14 protein-coding genes, 3 tRNA genes and 1 pseudogene are annotated in these 15,429 nt (G+C 63.3%); 7 read left to right on the forward strand and 11 right to left on the reverse strand.

What is annotated here, in order from left to right:
- Positions 1 to 69 precede the first annotated feature (69 nt).
- Positions 70 to 1,353: a glutamate-1-semialdehyde 2,1-aminomutase gene (gene hemL / locus ABQJ48_RS03720; protein WP_367836066.1), complete on the reverse strand. Its 1,284-nt coding sequence runs from the start codon at positions 1,351 to 1,353 to the stop codon at positions 70 to 72.
- Positions 1,354 to 1,489: 136 nt separating this feature from the next.
- Positions 1,490 to 2,116, reverse strand: a complete 627-nt coding sequence (locus ABQJ48_RS03725; protein ID WP_367836067.1) for a hypothetical protein — start codon at positions 2,114 to 2,116, stop codon at positions 1,490 to 1,492.
- A 276-nt stretch (positions 2,117 to 2,392) separates the two neighbouring features.
- Between ABQJ48_RS03725 and ABQJ48_RS03730 the strand changes: the two genes are divergently transcribed.
- Both ABQJ48_RS03730 and ABQJ48_RS03735 read left to right on the forward strand, forming a co-directional pair.
- Positions 2,393 to 3,613, forward strand: a complete 1,221-nt coding sequence (locus ABQJ48_RS03730; RefSeq protein ID WP_367836068.1) for a Bcr/CflA family multidrug efflux MFS transporter — start codon at positions 2,393 to 2,395, stop codon at positions 3,611 to 3,613.
- A gap of 246 nt (positions 3,614 to 3,859) precedes the next feature.
- Positions 3,860 to 4,090 (forward strand): hypothetical protein, encoded by a 231-nt coding sequence (locus tag ABQJ48_RS03735; RefSeq protein ID WP_367836070.1) that lies wholly within the window; start codon positions 3,860 to 3,862, stop codon positions 4,088 to 4,090.
- A 210-nt stretch (positions 4,091 to 4,300) separates the two neighbouring features.
- Here ABQJ48_RS03735 and lhpH read toward each other — a convergent pair whose 3' ends face one another.
- The 7 genes and pseudogenes from lhpH to rph form a co-directional block, all read right to left on the reverse strand.
- Entirely contained in the window at positions 4,301 to 5,308 is a 1,008-nt protein-coding gene (gene lhpH / locus ABQJ48_RS03740; protein WP_367836071.1) for a trans-3-hydroxy-L-proline dehydratase, read from the reverse strand.
- 34 nt (positions 5,309 to 5,342) lie between these two features.
- Positions 5,343 to 6,464, reverse strand: a complete 1,122-nt coding sequence (locus ABQJ48_RS03745) for a branched-chain amino acid ABC transporter substrate-binding protein (protein WP_367836073.1) — start codon at positions 6,462 to 6,464, stop codon at positions 5,343 to 5,345.
- Positions 6,465 to 6,538: 74 nt separating this feature from the next.
- A pseudogene (locus ABQJ48_RS03750) lies at positions 6,539 to 6,676 on the reverse strand (IS5/IS1182 family transposase); the annotation flags it as partial.
- A gap of 299 nt (positions 6,677 to 6,975) precedes the next feature.
- Positions 6,976 to 7,065, reverse strand: a tRNA-Ser gene (locus tag ABQJ48_RS03755).
- A gap of 54 nt (positions 7,066 to 7,119) precedes the next feature.
- A complete protein-coding gene (hemW, locus tag ABQJ48_RS03760; protein ID WP_367836075.1) occupies positions 7,120 to 8,349 on the reverse strand; it encodes a radical SAM family heme chaperone HemW in 1,230 nt (409 codons plus the stop codon).
- Positions 8,346 to 9,020: an RdgB/HAM1 family non-canonical purine NTP pyrophosphatase gene (gene rdgB / locus ABQJ48_RS03765; RefSeq protein WP_473094094.1), complete on the reverse strand. Its 675-nt coding sequence runs from the start codon at positions 9,018 to 9,020 to the stop codon at positions 8,346 to 8,348. Before rdgB ends, hemW begins: the two co-directional genes overlap by 4 nt.
- Positions 9,013 to 9,753 carry a ribonuclease PH gene (rph, locus tag ABQJ48_RS03770; protein ID WP_367836077.1) on the reverse strand — a complete coding sequence of 247 codons (741 nt, stop codon included), beginning with the start codon at positions 9,751 to 9,753 and terminating at the stop codon, positions 9,013 to 9,015. Before rph ends, rdgB begins: the two co-directional genes overlap by 8 nt.
- Positions 9,754 to 10,052: 299 nt before the next feature.
- Between rph and ABQJ48_RS03775 the strand changes: the two genes are divergently transcribed.
- The 5 genes from ABQJ48_RS03775 (at position 10,053) to ABQJ48_RS03795 (ending at position 15,053) form a co-directional block, all read left to right on the forward strand.
- Positions 10,053 to 10,976 (forward strand): YicC/YloC family endoribonuclease, encoded by a 924-nt coding sequence (locus ABQJ48_RS03775; RefSeq protein WP_367836513.1) that lies wholly within the window; start codon positions 10,053 to 10,055, stop codon positions 10,974 to 10,976.
- A gap of 18 nt (positions 10,977 to 10,994) precedes the next feature.
- Positions 10,995 to 11,675, forward strand: coding sequence for a guanylate kinase (gene gmk, locus ABQJ48_RS03780; RefSeq protein ID WP_367836079.1), 681 nt, complete (start codon positions 10,995 to 10,997; stop codon positions 11,673 to 11,675).
- A 60-nt stretch (positions 11,676 to 11,735) separates the two neighbouring features.
- Positions 11,736 to 11,939: a DNA-directed RNA polymerase subunit omega gene (gene rpoZ, locus ABQJ48_RS03785; protein WP_006025620.1), complete on the forward strand. Its 204-nt coding sequence runs from the start codon at positions 11,736 to 11,738 to the stop codon at positions 11,937 to 11,939.
- 133 nt (positions 11,940 to 12,072) lie between these two features.
- Complete coding sequence (locus ABQJ48_RS03790) at positions 12,073 to 14,433, forward strand: RelA/SpoT family protein (RefSeq protein ID WP_367836088.1); 2,361 nt, start codon at positions 12,073 to 12,075, stop codon at positions 14,431 to 14,433.
- 131 nt (positions 14,434 to 14,564) lie between these two features.
- Positions 14,565 to 15,053 carry a phage protein NinX family protein gene (locus ABQJ48_RS03795; RefSeq protein ID WP_367836090.1) on the forward strand — a complete coding sequence of 163 codons (489 nt, stop codon included), beginning with the start codon at positions 14,565 to 14,567 and terminating at the stop codon, positions 15,051 to 15,053.
- Positions 15,054 to 15,154: 101 nt separating this feature from the next.
- On the opposite strand, the gene ABQJ48_RS03800 is transcribed toward ABQJ48_RS03795, so the two are convergent.
- Positions 15,155 to 15,231, reverse strand: a tRNA-Arg gene (locus tag ABQJ48_RS03800).
- 69 nt (positions 15,232 to 15,300) lie between these two features.
- A tRNA-Arg gene (locus tag ABQJ48_RS03805) sits at positions 15,301 to 15,377 on the reverse strand.
- Positions 15,378 to 15,429 lie beyond the last annotated feature (52 nt).

The following is a 15,429-nucleotide window of genomic DNA, read 5'->3' on the forward strand; positions in this document are numbered from 1 at the left end:
GGGGTCCGGTCGGGTGCGGTGGTTAAGTCGTGTCGACTTTCGGTTCGGGACTTTCTATGGGATGCCGGCCTAGGCTACGAGCGACGCAAACGCGCCGCGCGCCGTGTCGATCGTGGCGTCGATGATCGCATCGTCGTGAGCAATCGAAACGAAGCCCGCCTCGTATGCCGACGGCGCGAAATACACGCCCGCGTCGAGCATCTTGTGAAAGAACGCGTTAAAGCGCGGCACGTCGCTCTGCGTGACTTCAGCGAAGCTGGTCGGGATCGACCCGGTGAAATAGAGGCCGAACATGCCGCCGAGCGAGTCCGCCGAAAACGGCACTTTCGCGTCCCGTGCGGCCTGCGCAAGACCTTGCGCGAGCCGCGCGGTGCGCGCGGCGAGCGTTTCGTAAAAGCCCGGTGCCTGAATGAGCTGCAAGGTCTTCAGGCCGGCCGCGACCGCGATCGGATTACCGGACAGCGTGCCTGCCTGGTAGACGCCGCCGAGCGGCGCGAGGTGAGCCATGATGTCGCGCCGGCCGCCAAAGGCCGCCGCCGGCATCCCGCCGCCGATGACCTTGCCCAGGCACGTGAGGTCCGGCGTGATGCCGTACACCTGCTGCGCGCCGCCGAGCGCGACGCGAAAGCCGCACATCACTTCGTCGAAGATCAGCACCGAGCCGTAGTCGCTGCACAGACGCCGCAGCGCTTGCAGGAATGCCGGCGTGGCGCGCACAAGGTTCATGTTGCCCGCGACCGGCTCGACGATCACCGAGGCGATCTCGCTGCCGAATGCCTGAAACGCTGCTTCGAGCGCCGCGACGTTGTTGTATTCGAGGACGGTGGTGTGCCTGGCGATATCCGCCGGCACGCCGGCCGAAGTCGGATTGCCGAACGTCAGCAGACCCGAGCCGGCCTTGACGAGCAGGCTGTCCGCGTGACCGTGGTAGCAGCCTTCGAACTTGACGATGCGGCTGCGGTTCGTGAAGCCGCGCGCAAGGCGCAGCGCGCTCATGGTCGCCTCGGTGCCGCTCGACACCATGCGAACCTGTTCGATCGACGGTACCAGCTTGCAGATCGTCTCGGCGATTTCCACTTCCGACTCGGTCGGCGCGCCGAACGAGAAGCCGTTGACGAGCACCCGCTGGACCGCTTCGAGGACTTCCGGATGGACGTGGCCAAGAATCATCGGGCCCCAGGAGCCGATGTAGTCGATGTAGCGCTGGCCGTCCGCGTCCCAGAAGTAGGGGCCTTGCGCCCGCTCGATAAAGCGCGGCGTGCCGCCGACCGAGCGAAAGGCGCGAACCGGCGAGTTCACGCCGCCGGGAATGGTGCGTTGCGCGCGTTCAAAGAGGGTTTCGTTTCTGGACATGGCGGTGGCTGGAATTGGGGTGGCGCAGCGGCGCAGGCCGCTCATGGGCGATTCGCGCGATGCTGGAATAGGTGCGGAAATTGTACCGGAGTCAGCATGAACCGGGCTGGCCGCTGGCCGGCGACGTTGCTCGTGGTCAAGCTGTTTGCCCGCGTTTCCTCGTTGTCTGGTTCGTTCCCGTTCGGGGCGCGTCGATGGCGGCGTGAGCTTGCATCATCAGTCCTGCCGCCTTCGTCGCTGCCGCGCTTTTTGCCGCTGCTGCAGCGTGCGCGCTCACCTTGCTGGAGCGTGTCGGGCCCGCGGGCGTATCGAGCTTTGGCGCTTTGCGCTTACCCGTGAGTTCGGCCCAGCGCTTTTCAAGTGCGCCTTCGGCGATTGGCTTGATCACCGTGCCCGAGCTTTGCGCGTCCCAGGTCTGCACGGAAAACGGATGCGCGCGCAACGCCTCGCGGGAAATCACGGGCGCTTCGTGCGCGTCGACGAGCCAGTCGTACACGAAGTCGATACACAGGCGGTATCCCCGTCTGGTAGCCGGGTCGGGCACCTCGTAGGGCGCGCGGGTCACGTAGCCCGAGCCGAAGATGCCCTTCGGTTGCTGGGCGACGCGATGCAGAAACAGGCGATCTCCCGGCAGGATGCTGCGGGCAAATCCGCAGCCCCACACGTCGCGGACAGCGTCGCCCGCGGCCACGCGTTTCGCGATGTCCGGCAACTCGGGCCACGGCCATTTCTTGGGGCTCCAGATCAGCAGGAAGGCGGTCATCGCGTGTTTGGAACAGGACTTGGGGAAGGGGGTGCGCGACCCTGTCGCGCGGTCGCGGCGTTCAGACGGCAGCTTAACCGATCGGCTGCGCAATGGCCGCGAGCCGGCCCCGCGCCGCCGCGCCCGTCATGCCGCACGCGCAATCGGACGCGCAATCGGACGCGGCCGCCGCTTCGTGAGCATGATCGGTCGCGTACAATCGAGGCGGTCAAGCTGGTGCTTTCGCATTCCACCCGTTCCGCTGCCGATAACGCGCGGCGCTCCATCCGGATTCCAATGTCTCACGTCTCCAGAAGCCGGCCCGATGGCCGGCTGATTCTGTTGCTCGGTGCGCTTGCCGCATGCGGGCCGATTTCCATCGATATGTATTTGCCGAGCCTGCCCACCATCGCGCAGGCCTTCGCGATCAGCACGGGCGCCGCGCAGGCGACGCTGACCAGTTTCATGCTCGGCTTCTCGATCGGCATGTTGCTGTATGGGCCGCTGTCGGACACGTACGGACGGCGGCCGGTGTTGCTCGGCGGTATCGTCATGTATGCACTGGCGAGCGTGGCTTGCGCGCTGTCGTTTTCGATTGGCTCGCTGGTGGCCTTCCGCTTCGTGCAGGCGCTCGGTGCCGGTGCGGCCTCGGTACTGGCGCGCGCGATCGCGCGCGATGCGCACGGCCCCACCGATGCCGCCCGGGTATTGTCGCTGCTCGCGATCGTCACCGCCGTCGGCCCGCTGCTCGCGCCGCTGATCGGCGGCCAGTTGCTGCTGGTGGGCGGCTGGCGCGTGGTGTTCGTCGTGCTGACGCTGTTCGGCGCGGTGTGCGCGGTGACCGCGTTCCTGAAGGTGCCCGAAACCTGGCCGCGCGAGAAGCGCGCACAGTCGGCGCTGCTGAAATCGTTCGGCGCTTACGGCAAGCTGCTGCGCGATTCCGTCGCATGGGGGCACATGCTGTGCGGGGGCATGGCGTTCGCGGCGATGTTCGCGTACATCACGGCGACGCCTTTCGTCTACATCGAATACTTCCATGTGTCGGCACAGCATTACGGCTTCCTGTTCGCGTTGAACATCGTCGGAATCATGTTCGGCAACCTGATGAATACGCGCCTCGTCGGCCGGCTCGGCTCACTGCCCATCATTTCTTTTGCGGCGACCGTGAGCTTTGGTGCTTCGCTGTTCGTGTGCCTCGTGTCGCTGACCGGCTGGGGCGGATTATGGTCGATCGTGTTCGGCCTGTTCTTCGTGGTCGGCGTAGTGGGCTTGCTGTCCGCCAATTGCACGACCGATCTGATGCACCGCTATCCGGCCAACGCGGGCGCCGCGGCGGCCGTGTTCGGCGCGGTGCAGCTGGCGCTCGGGGCCGTGTCGAGCCTCGCGGTCGGGCTGTGGCACGACGGCTCGCCCAAGGGTATGGGCATCGTGGTGGGCGTGGCGGGAACGCTGTGCTATGTCGGTCGGATGCTGGTGATCAGATGGCATGGCACGAAGGCGCCGCTCGCGGCGGCGTGATGCGTGCCCCCGGGGTCCCTGTGAACGATACATGAAGGTCGTACGACGGCAGAGCGATGATTGCATGATGGCCGTTCTTCCTCTGCCGGGACACTGCCTGGGGCCAACGACGCCCGCGCCGCTGGTACCACAAATACTTCTCGACCCGCGCCGCGCCTACGGAAAACACCAGGTGTTGCGTGCACGCCACCGTGCGTAGCAAATTGCGTTGCTATGATGGAACCACTGTTCTTCGGGGCGGCACTCATGGCGATCAGAGACCTGGTGAATGGCGAACGGCAACAAGCCGCTTTCGCCGAAGCGCGGAAGCTGGCTGATAGCGGCGCCTATCACGACTACACCGACATCGAATACGTCTTGCGCTTTGATTATGGTCTAACCGATGTATCGGCTTTGCTCGATAGCCAACCGATGCATCGCGACCTGAATCGCCGTTGCGCCGATGCGCGCGAAGTGCTGCAGGCGCTAAGCGCGTGACGCGTCACGCATGGTCGCTTGTTCGAGTGTGCGAAGCGCATCGAACGCTGAGCGGGGCGACGCATTGCATCTCGCGGCAGTCGATCTTGCACGTTCATGTGCTGCGACGGCGTTGTGCGTAACCGCGCACTGTTTCGGACTGCAGATCAAACTCGCTTGCGGGGGCGAGTGTGCGGCGTTCCTCACCGCGCACGTCGTACCAGCAACCGGCTATCGGACGAGAAAGCCGTAGGTTAGCGGATCGCGCTCATCGACGATCCAGGTGGAAAAACCACAGATAAAGGCGTTGCCTTCGACTTCCGGAATCACCGCCTTGAAGTCGCCCACCATGGTTTCGCTCAAGACCCGGCCTTTGAATACCGTGCCAATGATGGATTCGTTAATCAGTGTTTCGTCTTTCCCCAGTTCGCCGCGCAAATACAGCTGAGCCACCCGACCACCCGTGCCCGAGCCGGTAGGCGAGCGATCCACTTCCCGGTCGGCGAACACGCAGCAGTTGGCTTGCGTCGATCCCGCGTGCCGGGGAGCGTTGGCGATGATCGTTCCGTAGATGTGATTGATCTCGGGTATGAGCGGGTGCTCGACCGGGAATGCCTCGTTAGCCGCCGCCTTCACCTCGGCGCCAAAGCGGATCAATTCCTCGACCGAGGATTCGCGCACTTCGAGACGATGCGGGCGACCATCGGTATAGAAATAGAACGCGCCGCCGAAAGCGATATCGCCGGTCACGGCGCCAAACGAAGGCGTCTGGACCGTGACGTCTTTCTTCCAGATGAAGGACGGCACGTTGACGAAGCGGACGTTGCCCGCGTGGTCGCCGTCCCACTGGACCAACGCTTCGATGAAGCCGCACGGCGCATCGATTCCAACGCGTGTCTCGGGAACCTGACGTTGCACCCAGCCGAGTTCCACCGCCGCCGTGGACAGCGCGATGATGCCGTGTCCGCAATGGTCGCTATACCCCTCGTTGTGCACGAAGATGATGCCGAAGTCCGCGGCCGGGCTCACCGGCTCGGTCAGGTAACCACCGTACATGTCAGCATGCCCGCGCGGCTCGAACATCAGCGCCCTGCGGATTTCGTCGGCGTTTTCCTTCAGCCACGCGCGGCGTTTGACGATCGTGTCGCCAGGCAGACGCGGCAGGCCACTGGTCACGATGCGGAATGCTTCCCCGCCGGTATGGACTTCGACAGTCGAAAGGGTGCGTGTGATTTTCATGATCGCCTCGGCAAGATCGGTTCGCGGCCTTGGGTTATTCGCCGTACGGAACGGGCAAGCCGTTCTTGATGACGTACACCGTTGTTGGCGCACCCTTGAGGTCGCCGTACTGGTCGAACGAGTAGGTGCCGGCAACACCCTTGTAGTTCTCCTTCGCAAGCTGCGCGATCAGCTTTGCCTTGTCGGTCGTCGTGCCCGCCTTGACCATCGCATCGGCAAGCAGCTTGACGCCGTCGTAGTAGCTGACCGCGTAGACCTGCGTGTCCGTGTGGTAGGCGGCCTTGTACTTCTGCAGGAACTCGCGGCCCGCAGCGGACTTGTCGAGCCCGACGCCGCCCTGGGCGCAGTAGACGATCGATGCCGCGTCGCCCGCGACCTTGCCCATGTCCGCCGAGCAGATGCCGTCGCCGCCGAGCAGCTTCGCGCGCAGCCCCCGCTGGCGCATCTGCCGGGCCATCGGTGCGCCTTGCGCAGCATAGCCACCGAAGAAAACCACGTCCGGATTTTTGCCCTTGATGTTGGTGAGAATGCCGAGAAAGTCGGTTGCCGAAGAATTGGTGAACTCCTGATCGACAATCTGGATACCGTTGGCCTTTGCCGTCTTCATGAACTGTTCGGCGACGCCCTGACCGTATGCCGTGCGGTCGTCGATGACTGCCGCCGTTTTCGCTTTCAGCGTTTTCGCGGCGAACTGGCCCATCGTGCCACCGAGCTGCTCATCGCTTGCGCCGATCCGGAAGATGTTGTTGAAGCCCTGTTTCGTCAGTGCCGGGTTGGACGCAACGGGCAGCATCGGGACGCCGGCGGCGTGGTAGACGCGCGATGCCGGGATGGCTACCCCCGAGTTGTACGGTCCTACGACCGCGACAACCCCGCCGTCGACCAGCTTTTGCGCGACCTGTACACCGATTTTTGGATCGGCCTGATCGTCTTCCGAATCGAGCTTGAATGTCACCTTCTGTCCCGCAACGCTGACACCTGTCTTGTTCAGCTCGTCGATGGCGAGACGCGCGCCGTTCTCGTTGTCCTTACCGTTGGGCGCTTGCGGGCCTGTGAGTGGCGCCGAATGGCCGATTGTGACAACGGCTTGAGCACTTGCAGAGAGGGCGAAACCGGCGGCCAGCAGGGCGGCCATTGTTGTTGCGAGACGGCACATAGCAGACTCCGGGGCGGGTCGACAGAAAGACCAGATTAGTCGCAATCCGGTCCTTGTTCAATCGGTGGTGACGGGCCACGCACGCGTACTGTCTCGACCGTCTCATTGAACAGCGGGACCATGACATCATGGGCCGTCAGTCGGTCGCGGTTCTTACTGAAAGTGGAGTGGTCCCAAATCACATCGTCCATCGCCGGTCCGACGAACCAGCGACAGCATTTGGCTTGCTCCTTATCCGAATGTCCGACACTAGCAACGCAGCGAAGGCTTTGCGCTAATCTGCGGACGGTTAGGGCATCTCGTTTTTGCCGTAGACAGAAAACATCCAGAATTGGGTGCCTTCGATTCAGTAGGAATAGATGAGATGACGCGCAACCCGCCTCGCTTGCCCTTGTTTCGTCGGCGCAGCGGGGCGTAAGCCTACGCAATCTTGGCGGCACCTAACTTTTGCGGGTGCTATGGCGGGCAGAAACGAAAAACGGGCCCCGTGGGCCCGTATTCATTGAGTTTCTGGCGGAGGCGGTGAGATTCGAACTCACGGAAAGATTGCTCCTTCGCCGGTTTTCAAGACCGGTGCCTTAAACCGCTCGGCCACACCTCCAAGCCGCGAATTGTAACCCGAAAAATCCGTGTGCGGCATTCAGTCAATCGGCAATCACTGTGAGTCTTTGAGGAACAGCGCTTGCAGATCGTTCAGGAACGCCTGGCCGAGCGGTGTCGGTGCAATCTTCTCGTGGTCGCGCGTAATCAGCTTGCGCCGTTCCGCTTCCTGCAATGCCGGTTCGATGGAAGTGATGGACAGCCCCGTACGCTCGACGAACCGATGCACCGGGAAGCCTTCCACCAGTCGCAGCGCGTTCAGCATGAACTCGAACGGCAAGTCCCGCGGCCCCACTTCGTGCTCTTCCTGCACCGCGTAGCCGGCCTTCGCCTGCTCGATGAAGGTAGTCGGATGTTTATAGCGCGCCTGGCGCAGCATGCGATTCGGAAACGACAGCTTGCTGTGCGCGCCCGCGCCGATACCGAGGTAGTCCCCAAAGCGCCAGTAGTTCAGATTGTGTTTGCTCTGACGATGCGGCTGCGCATACGCCGACACTTCATAGTGCGTGTAACCGGCCGCTGCCGTGCGCTCGTGAATCCAGTCTTGCATGTCGGCTGAGGCATCGTCGTCGGGCAACGCGGGCGGGAATTTCGCAAACAGCGTGTTCGGCTCGAGCGTCAGGTGATAAAGCGACAGGTGTGGCGGCGCGAACGACAACGCCGTCTCCACGTCGGCCTGGCATTCGGCGAGCGTCTGACCCGGCAGCGCGAACATCAGGTCGAGGTTGAAGTTGTCGAACGTGGTGGCGGCGACGTCAACGGCGTGGCGCGCTTGCGCCGCGTCATGAATCCGGCCGAGCGCCTGCAGATGCGCTTCGTTGAAACTCTGGATGCCTACCGACAGCCGGTTCACGCCGCTCGCGCGAAACTGTGCGAACTTGTCGGCTTCGAACGTGCCGGGATTGGCTTCGAGCGTGATTTCGGCGTCGGCGTCGAGCGGCAGCAGCGCGCGCACGTCCGACAGCATGCGGTCGAGCCCCGCCGCGGACAGCAGGCTGGGCGTGCCGCCGCCGATGAATACCGTATGCACCTGGCGGCCCCAGATTAGCGGCAACGCCATCTCGAGGTCGGTACGCAGCGCGTCGAGGTAGTCGTTTTCCGGAAACGTGTCGCCCTTCCACTCATGCGAATTGAAATCGCAATACGGACACTTGCGCACGCACCACGGGAAATGCACGTACAGCGCCAACGGCGGGAGCGACGTGAGCCGAATGCTGCCCGGCGACGTGAACGCCTGGATGACGCCGTTGCCGATGTCGGCAGGCGTGGGCTTGATCGGAATCACGTTTCCTCCCGCAGGCGCGCAAGCAGTTGCCGCAAAGCGATGGCACGGTGACTGCTGGCATTTTTCACCGCCGGCTCGAGTTCCGCGGCGCTCGCGTTCAGCGACGGCAAAAAGAAGTACGGGTCGTAGCCGAAACCGTGAGCGCCACGCGGCGCTTCGAGGATTTCACCATGCCAGCGGCCTTCGGCGATCAGCGGTTCGGGATCGTCCGGGTGACGCACCAGCGCCAGCACACAGTAGTAATAGCCGCGGCGATCGCTTTCGCCTTGCAGTTCGGCCACGAGGCGGGCGTTATTCGCCGCGTCGCTTTTCTCGCCGCCGACGAGTTGCGCGTAGCGTGCCGAATACACGCCGGGCGCGCCGCGCAACGCGCGCACGCACAGGCCGGAGTCGTCGGCGAGCGCGGGCAGGCCGGTGAGCCTCGCTGCATGGCGCGCCTTGGCCAGCGCGTTTTCGACGAAGGTGGGATGCGGCTCTGGCGCCTCGGGCACGTTCAGCTCGCCTTGCGCAATCAGCTCGATGCCGGCCGCGCCGAGCAGCGCCGCGAACTCGCGCAGCTTGCCCGCGTTGTTCGACGCCAGCACGACCTGGGTCAACGGCGTCTTCAACGATGTATTCAACGATGTATTCAACGGCGTGCCTGCGCCATTGCGTCCACGAACCTCATTCACTCTTTTGCTCCAGCGCTGCTTTCTGCTTCGCGATCAGCGTGCCGATGCCGGCGCTTGCCAGATCGAGCAGCGCATTCATTTCGCCGCGCGTAAAGGGCACGCCCTCGGCGGTGCCCTGGACTTCGACGAAGCCGCCCGCGCCCGTCATCACCACGTTCATGTCGGTGTCGCATTGCGAGTCCTCGTCGTAGTCGAGGTCGAGCACCGGCAGGCCGTCGTACACGCCGACCGAGATCGCGGCGACGTAATCGTTGATCGGCGAGGTTTCGATGCGGCCGGCGGCGAGCAACCTGGCCACCGCGTCGTGCGCGGCTACGAACGCACCAGTGATGCTGGCCGTGCGCGTGCCGCCGTCGGCCTGGATCACGTCGCAATCAATGTGCAGCGTGCGCGCGCCGAGCTTCTCGAGATCGAACACCGAACGCAGCGCCCGGCCGATCAGCCGCTGGATTTCCTGAGTGCGGCCGGTCTGCTTGCCGCGCGCCGCTTCACGGTCGCTGCGGGTGTGCGTGGCGCGCGGCAGCATCCCGTATTCGGCGGTGAGCCAGCCCTGGCCGCGGTCGCGCAAAAACGACGGCACGCTTTCGGCAATGCTCGCGGTGCAAATCACTTTGGTGTCGCCGAATTCGACCAGTACCGAGCCCTCCGCGTGCTTCGTGTAGTGGCGCGTGATGCGCACGTCGCGCAGCTGATTGGCCTGGCGGCCGCTGGGGCGATGGGTGTCGTTGGTCATTGGGATGGTCTGAGAAGGGCGGAGGGAAAGCGCGATTTTACCGCCGATCGGCTAGAGCGGTCAGCCGCGCGCCTTGCTGCCCGGTCGGTGCGCGGCGAGTCGCCATCCAGCGCGGACGCCTCCTGCTGAATGCCAGCCTGCATGCGGGCAGCGGCGCGTGCCCGCATGCAGGCTGGCTGCGCCGGATGCCGCGCTCAAAAATGGGATAATGCCGGTTCACCGCCCCGCGTCTCGTACATGCCGGGCGATTTGCCTCTCAGGCCGGCGTCGAACGCATGGCCGCAATCGCGAGAAATACGATGATCTACAGCATGACTGGCTATGCGAGCGCGACCCGCGAACTCGTGGCGGCATCAGGCACCGGCGGTGTGAGCGTATCGGTCGAACTGCGCACGGTGAACTCGCGCTTTCTCGATCTGAATTTCCGTATGCCGGAAGACGTGCGCGTCTGTGAACCGACGCTGCGCGAAATGCTGATGAACAAGCTGTCGCGCGGCAAGGTGGATATCCGCATCAATCTGCAACGCAGCGAGCAGTCGGCCAATGCCGGCGCGATCAATCGCGACACGCTGACGCAATTGGCGCTGCTCGAACGCACGGTGCTTTCCACGTTCCCGGAAGCGGGCCGTCTGCGCACCGGCGAAATTCTGCGCTGGCCGGGCGTGCTGGCCGAAACCGGCGTGGCGCCCGAAACGCTGCGCGACGCGGTGCTCGCGTGCGGCAAGCAGGCGATCACCGACCTGATCGACGTGCGTGCGCGCGAAGGCGCGCAGCTTGCCACGATGCTGCTCGCCAACGTCACCGAGATGGAAGCGATCGTCACGAAGATCACGCCGCTCGTGCCGGAGCTGATCGCGCGGCATCAGCAGAAGATCGTCGAACGTTTGCAGGAAGCGCTCGGCATCGCCGCGCCGGATACCGCTGCGACGATCGTCTCGCGCGACGAAATCAACGAACGGATTCGCCAGGAAGTGACGATGTACGGCATCCGCATCGACATCGCCGAGGAACTCTCGCGCCTCACGGCTCACCTGAACGAAACGCGTCACGTGATCGAGAAGGGCGGCAAGCTCGGCAAGCGGCTCGACTTCATGATGCAGGAGCTCAACCGCGAGGCGAACACGCTCGGCTCGAAGGCGGCGGCGAAGGAACTGGCGGATTCGTCGATGACCTTGAAGCTGCTCATCGAACAGATGCGCGAACAAGTACAGAACCTGGAATAAGGCTGGAGCATCCCCGACATGATCGATCACCCACGCGAAAGCGGCGCACCGCGCAACCCCTACGCCGGTGCTTATCCGGGCAACCTCTTCATGGTGGTCGCGCCTTCGGGGGCGGGCAAGTCGACTCTCGTGAACGCGCTGCTCGCCGGCGACGACGCGATCCGTCTGTCGATCTCTTACACCACGCGTCCGCCACGCCCGAAGGAACAGGACGGCGAGCACTACCACTTCACCAGCGTCGACGACTTCATGCGGCGCCATGACCAGGGCGAATTTCTGGAGAGTGCGGAAGTGCATGGCAACTACTACGGCACGTCGCGCGTCTGGATCGAGGAGCAGATGAAGAGCGGTCATGACGTGCTGCTCGAAATCGACTGGCAAGGCGCACAGCAGGTGAAGAAGCAGTTTCACAACGCGGTCGAGATTTTCATCTTGCCGCCGTCGCTCGAGGCGCTCGAAGAGCGTCTGAAAAAGCGCGGCCAGGACGAGCCGAATGTGATCACACGCCGCCTGCTCGCGGCCGGCAGCGAGATGGCGCACGCGGCCGAAGCGGAGTACGTCGTGATCAACGAGAACTTCGAGCGCGCGCTCAGCGAACTGCAATGCCTCGTCGCCGCCACGCGCTCGCGCTTCGCGTCGCAGTACGCCCGTCATACGCAGCTTTTCGTGCAGCTCGGCATTCACCTGCCGCACGCGTGAGCGCGGCGTGGTGTCGAGCACATAAGGTAGAATGAGCAACATACTGAGAAGGAATCCAACATGGCCCGCATTACCGTCGAAGACTGCCTCAAACAGATCCCGAACCGTTTCGAACTCGCGCTTGCCGCAACCTATCGCGCGCGTCAGCTCGCTCAAGGCCATACGCCGAAGATCGAAAGCCGCGACAAGCCCACCGTCGTCGCGCTGCGTGAAATCGCAGCCGGCCAGGTCGGCGTCGAAATGTTGAAGAAGGTGCCCGTATAAGGCTTACTGTTCCGTTTTCGATTGGCCACGTGCTTGCCAGTTATTTGTCACGTTGTTTGTCACGTACTTGCCACACCTGATTGCATCAAACCTGCAGGCCGGCGTCCAACCCTGAACCGCTACGGAGGCGACCATGAGTGCTACCCCGCCCGCCGCCACGGAAGTGGACCACGACGCCAATTCGCCCTCGTCTGCACGCAAGTACATCGACGCGGTCCTCGAACAGTCGTTTCGCCATCTATTCGGACCGACCGCCACGCCGGAGCAGCCGCGCCGGCATGACGTCGTCTCCATCGCCAGATTGACGTCCGTGCTGTCCGGCTATCTGCAGCCGGACGAGATCAAGGACATCAAGGCCGCCTTCCATTTCAGCGACGAAGCGCACCTCGGCCAATACCGCCAGAGTGGCGAGCCTTACATCACGCATCCTGTCGCCGTCGCGGAAATCTGCGCCGGCTGGAATCTCGACGCGCAGGCCATGATGGCGGCACTGCTGCATGACGTGATGGAAGACCAGGGCGTGACCAAGGCGGAACTCGCCGAGCGTTTCGGCGCGAAGGTCGCGGAACTGGTCGACGGTTTGTCGAAGCTGGACAAGATGGAATTTCGCAATCGCGAAGAGGCGCAGGCGGAAAACTTCCGCAAGATGCTCCTCGCGATGGCGCGCGACGTTCGCGTGATTCTGGTCAAGCTCGCGGACCGGCTGCATAACATGCGCACGCTCGGCGCGGTGCCGCCGGAAAAGCGCCGTCGGGTGGCACGCGAAACGCTGGATATCTACGCGCCCATCGCGCACCGGCTGGGCCTGAACAACACCTACCGCGAGTTGCAGGACCTGAGCTTTGCAAATTTCAATCCGCACCGGTACGCCACGCTCGAAAAAGCCGTCAAGGCGGCGCGCGGCAACCGGCGCGAAGTCGTCGGCAAGATTCTGGAGTCGGTGCAGCGCGGCATTGCCGACGCAAAGATCGACGCCGAAGTCACCGGCCGCGAAAAGACCATCTTCAGCATCTACAAGAAGATGCGCGACAAGCAATTGTCGTTCTCCCAGGTGCTCGACGTCTACGGCTTTCGCGTGGTGGTGGAGAGCGCGCTGGAGTGCTACACCTGCATCGGCGCGCTGCATGCGTTGTATAAGCCCGTGCCGGGCAAGTTCAAGGACTACATCGCAATTCCGAAGGTGAACGGCTATCAATCGCTGCACACCACGCTAGTCGGCCCGTTCGGTGCGCCAATCGAGTTCCAGGTGCGCACTCGCAAGATGCACGAGATCGCCGAAGCGGGCGTGGCTGCGCACTGGCTGTACAAGAACGGCAGCGCGGATCTGAACGACGTGCAAAAGCGCGCGCACCAGTGGTTGAAGTCGCTGCTCGACATTCAGAGCGAAGCAGGCGACTCGAGCGAGTTCCTCGAGCACGTCAAGATCGATCTGTTCCCGGATGCGGTTTACGTCTTTACGCCGAAGTCGAAGATCATGGCATTGCCGCGCGGCGCCACCGCCCTCGACTTCGCGTACTCGATCCACAGCGACCTGGGCAATCAGTGCGTCGCGGTGAAGATCAACAATGAACTGCTGCCACTGCGCACCGAGTTGAAAAGCGGCGATATCGTCGAAGTGATTACGGCGCCTTACTCGAAGCCGAATCCGGCGTGGCTCGGTTTCGTGCGCAGCGGCAAGGCCCGTTCTGCGATCCGCCATTATCTGAAGACGATGCGTCTGAACGAATCCGTGCAACTCGGCGAGCGGCTAGTGGATCAGTCGTTGAAGGGTTACGGACTGGCGCTGTCGGATGTGACGCCGGAAGCGTGGGAAAAACTCGTGCAGTGGACGGGCAACAAGAACCGTCAGGAAATCTTCGCCGACATCGGCCTCGGCCGGCGCGTCGCAGCGGTCATGGCCAAGCGCATTGAAGTGCTGATGAGCGGCCGCGATGCCGACGACGACGGTTCGCGCTCCGAGTCCGGTTCGACGCCGCATGCGCCGCCTGTAGTCATCACGGGCACCGAGGGCATGTCGGTGCAGTTGTCGGCATGCTGTCGTCCGATTCCGGGCGACAACATCATGGGCTATATCGGCATCGGCCTCGGCATGGCGATCCACACCACCGACTGCCGCGTCGCGCAGCGAATTCATCGGCGCGATCCCGGGCGCTGGATCGACGTGGCGTGGGCGCCGCAGCCAGGCCGTCTGTTCGACGTCGCCGTCAAGGTGCTGGTGAAGAATACCAAGGGCGTGTTTGCCCGCGTGGCTGCCGACATCACGTCGGCGGATGCGAACATCGTCCACATTGCGATGGACGAAGACCTGTCGCAGGAATCCACGGTCCTGCGTTTCGTGATCCAGGTCAGCGATCGCGTCCATCTGGCCAATGTCATGCGCCGCGTGCGCACCAACCCCGACGTCATGCGCATTGCACGTGAACGGCCGAGCGAAGAGGCGCATCACCGTCATGAAGGCGGCATGCGTATCGATCGCGAGCGCGCGGATTACTGATCGGCGCTGGCTTTCAAGGCTCAGAAATTGCGTCGGCGTTGGAGGGGCGCCTGCCGTGTTTCGCTTGAGCTGAACATGCGGGCGTCACCGCGTCTCACCCGGGACTGACCGGAACCAAACGGAGAACGCTGATGGACGTAGGCGAACTCGACGGCATGGCGCTCGATTATTGGGTGGCCCGCAGCCTGCATGACTTCGTGCGCGAAATCTATTTCACCGATAGTGGCGAGACCGTCTCCATTCGCGGCAATGACCGCGGTCGTCCATGGGACGGGCGGTTCACGCCCGCCACATCCTGGGAGGCGGCAGCCGTGGTGCTGGAGCGCATGCGGCGGCTCGAGGTGCGTGAACGGACCGAAATGGGCGCGACGCATTGCATCGCGGAGTTCGAGGGCGGGAATGGAGCGGTGGAGGGACTCGGAGACTCGTTGCAGGTCGCGCTGTTGCGAGCGTTCGTCGCAAGCCGCTTCGGCGATAGCGTAGATGAAGTGTTGCAGGAACCGCAGGCGCTGACCGGCGCGCGAGCCCGGGTGAGCGGCGAGCAAACGGTGGGCGGCGTGGTGGAGGACGTGCCGAATCCGGCCGGACGAATCGGGGATATTCAGTCGCCACCGCGATGACGGCTGGTCTCACCCAACGGTGACGCACCCCGCGCTGAAGGACCTCGATAAAAGCGGCAGACAAAAACAAAGGGCCTTCCTTGTGGAAGGCCCTTGACAGGTGGTGCGGCTGGCAGGATTCGAACCCACGACCCCTTGGTTCGTAGCCAAGTACTCTATCCAACTGAGCTACAGCCGCACGCTTAAACAGGTGACGTTCACTGCAATGAAACGCGGGAGCTTCCACGAAGGAAACCCCTGGAATGAATGGTGCGGCTGGCAGGATTCGAACCCACGACCCCTTGGTTCGTAGCCAAGTACTCTATCCAACTGAGCTACAGCCGCACACAGAAACGAGATTATAGCGAAATGTTCGGTAAAAGGGAAGCCTAAAGCG

Source organism: Paraburkholderia suaedae, assembly GCF_040812055.1.
Classification (GTDB): domain Bacteria; phylum Pseudomonadota; class Gammaproteobacteria; order Burkholderiales; family Burkholderiaceae; genus Paraburkholderia.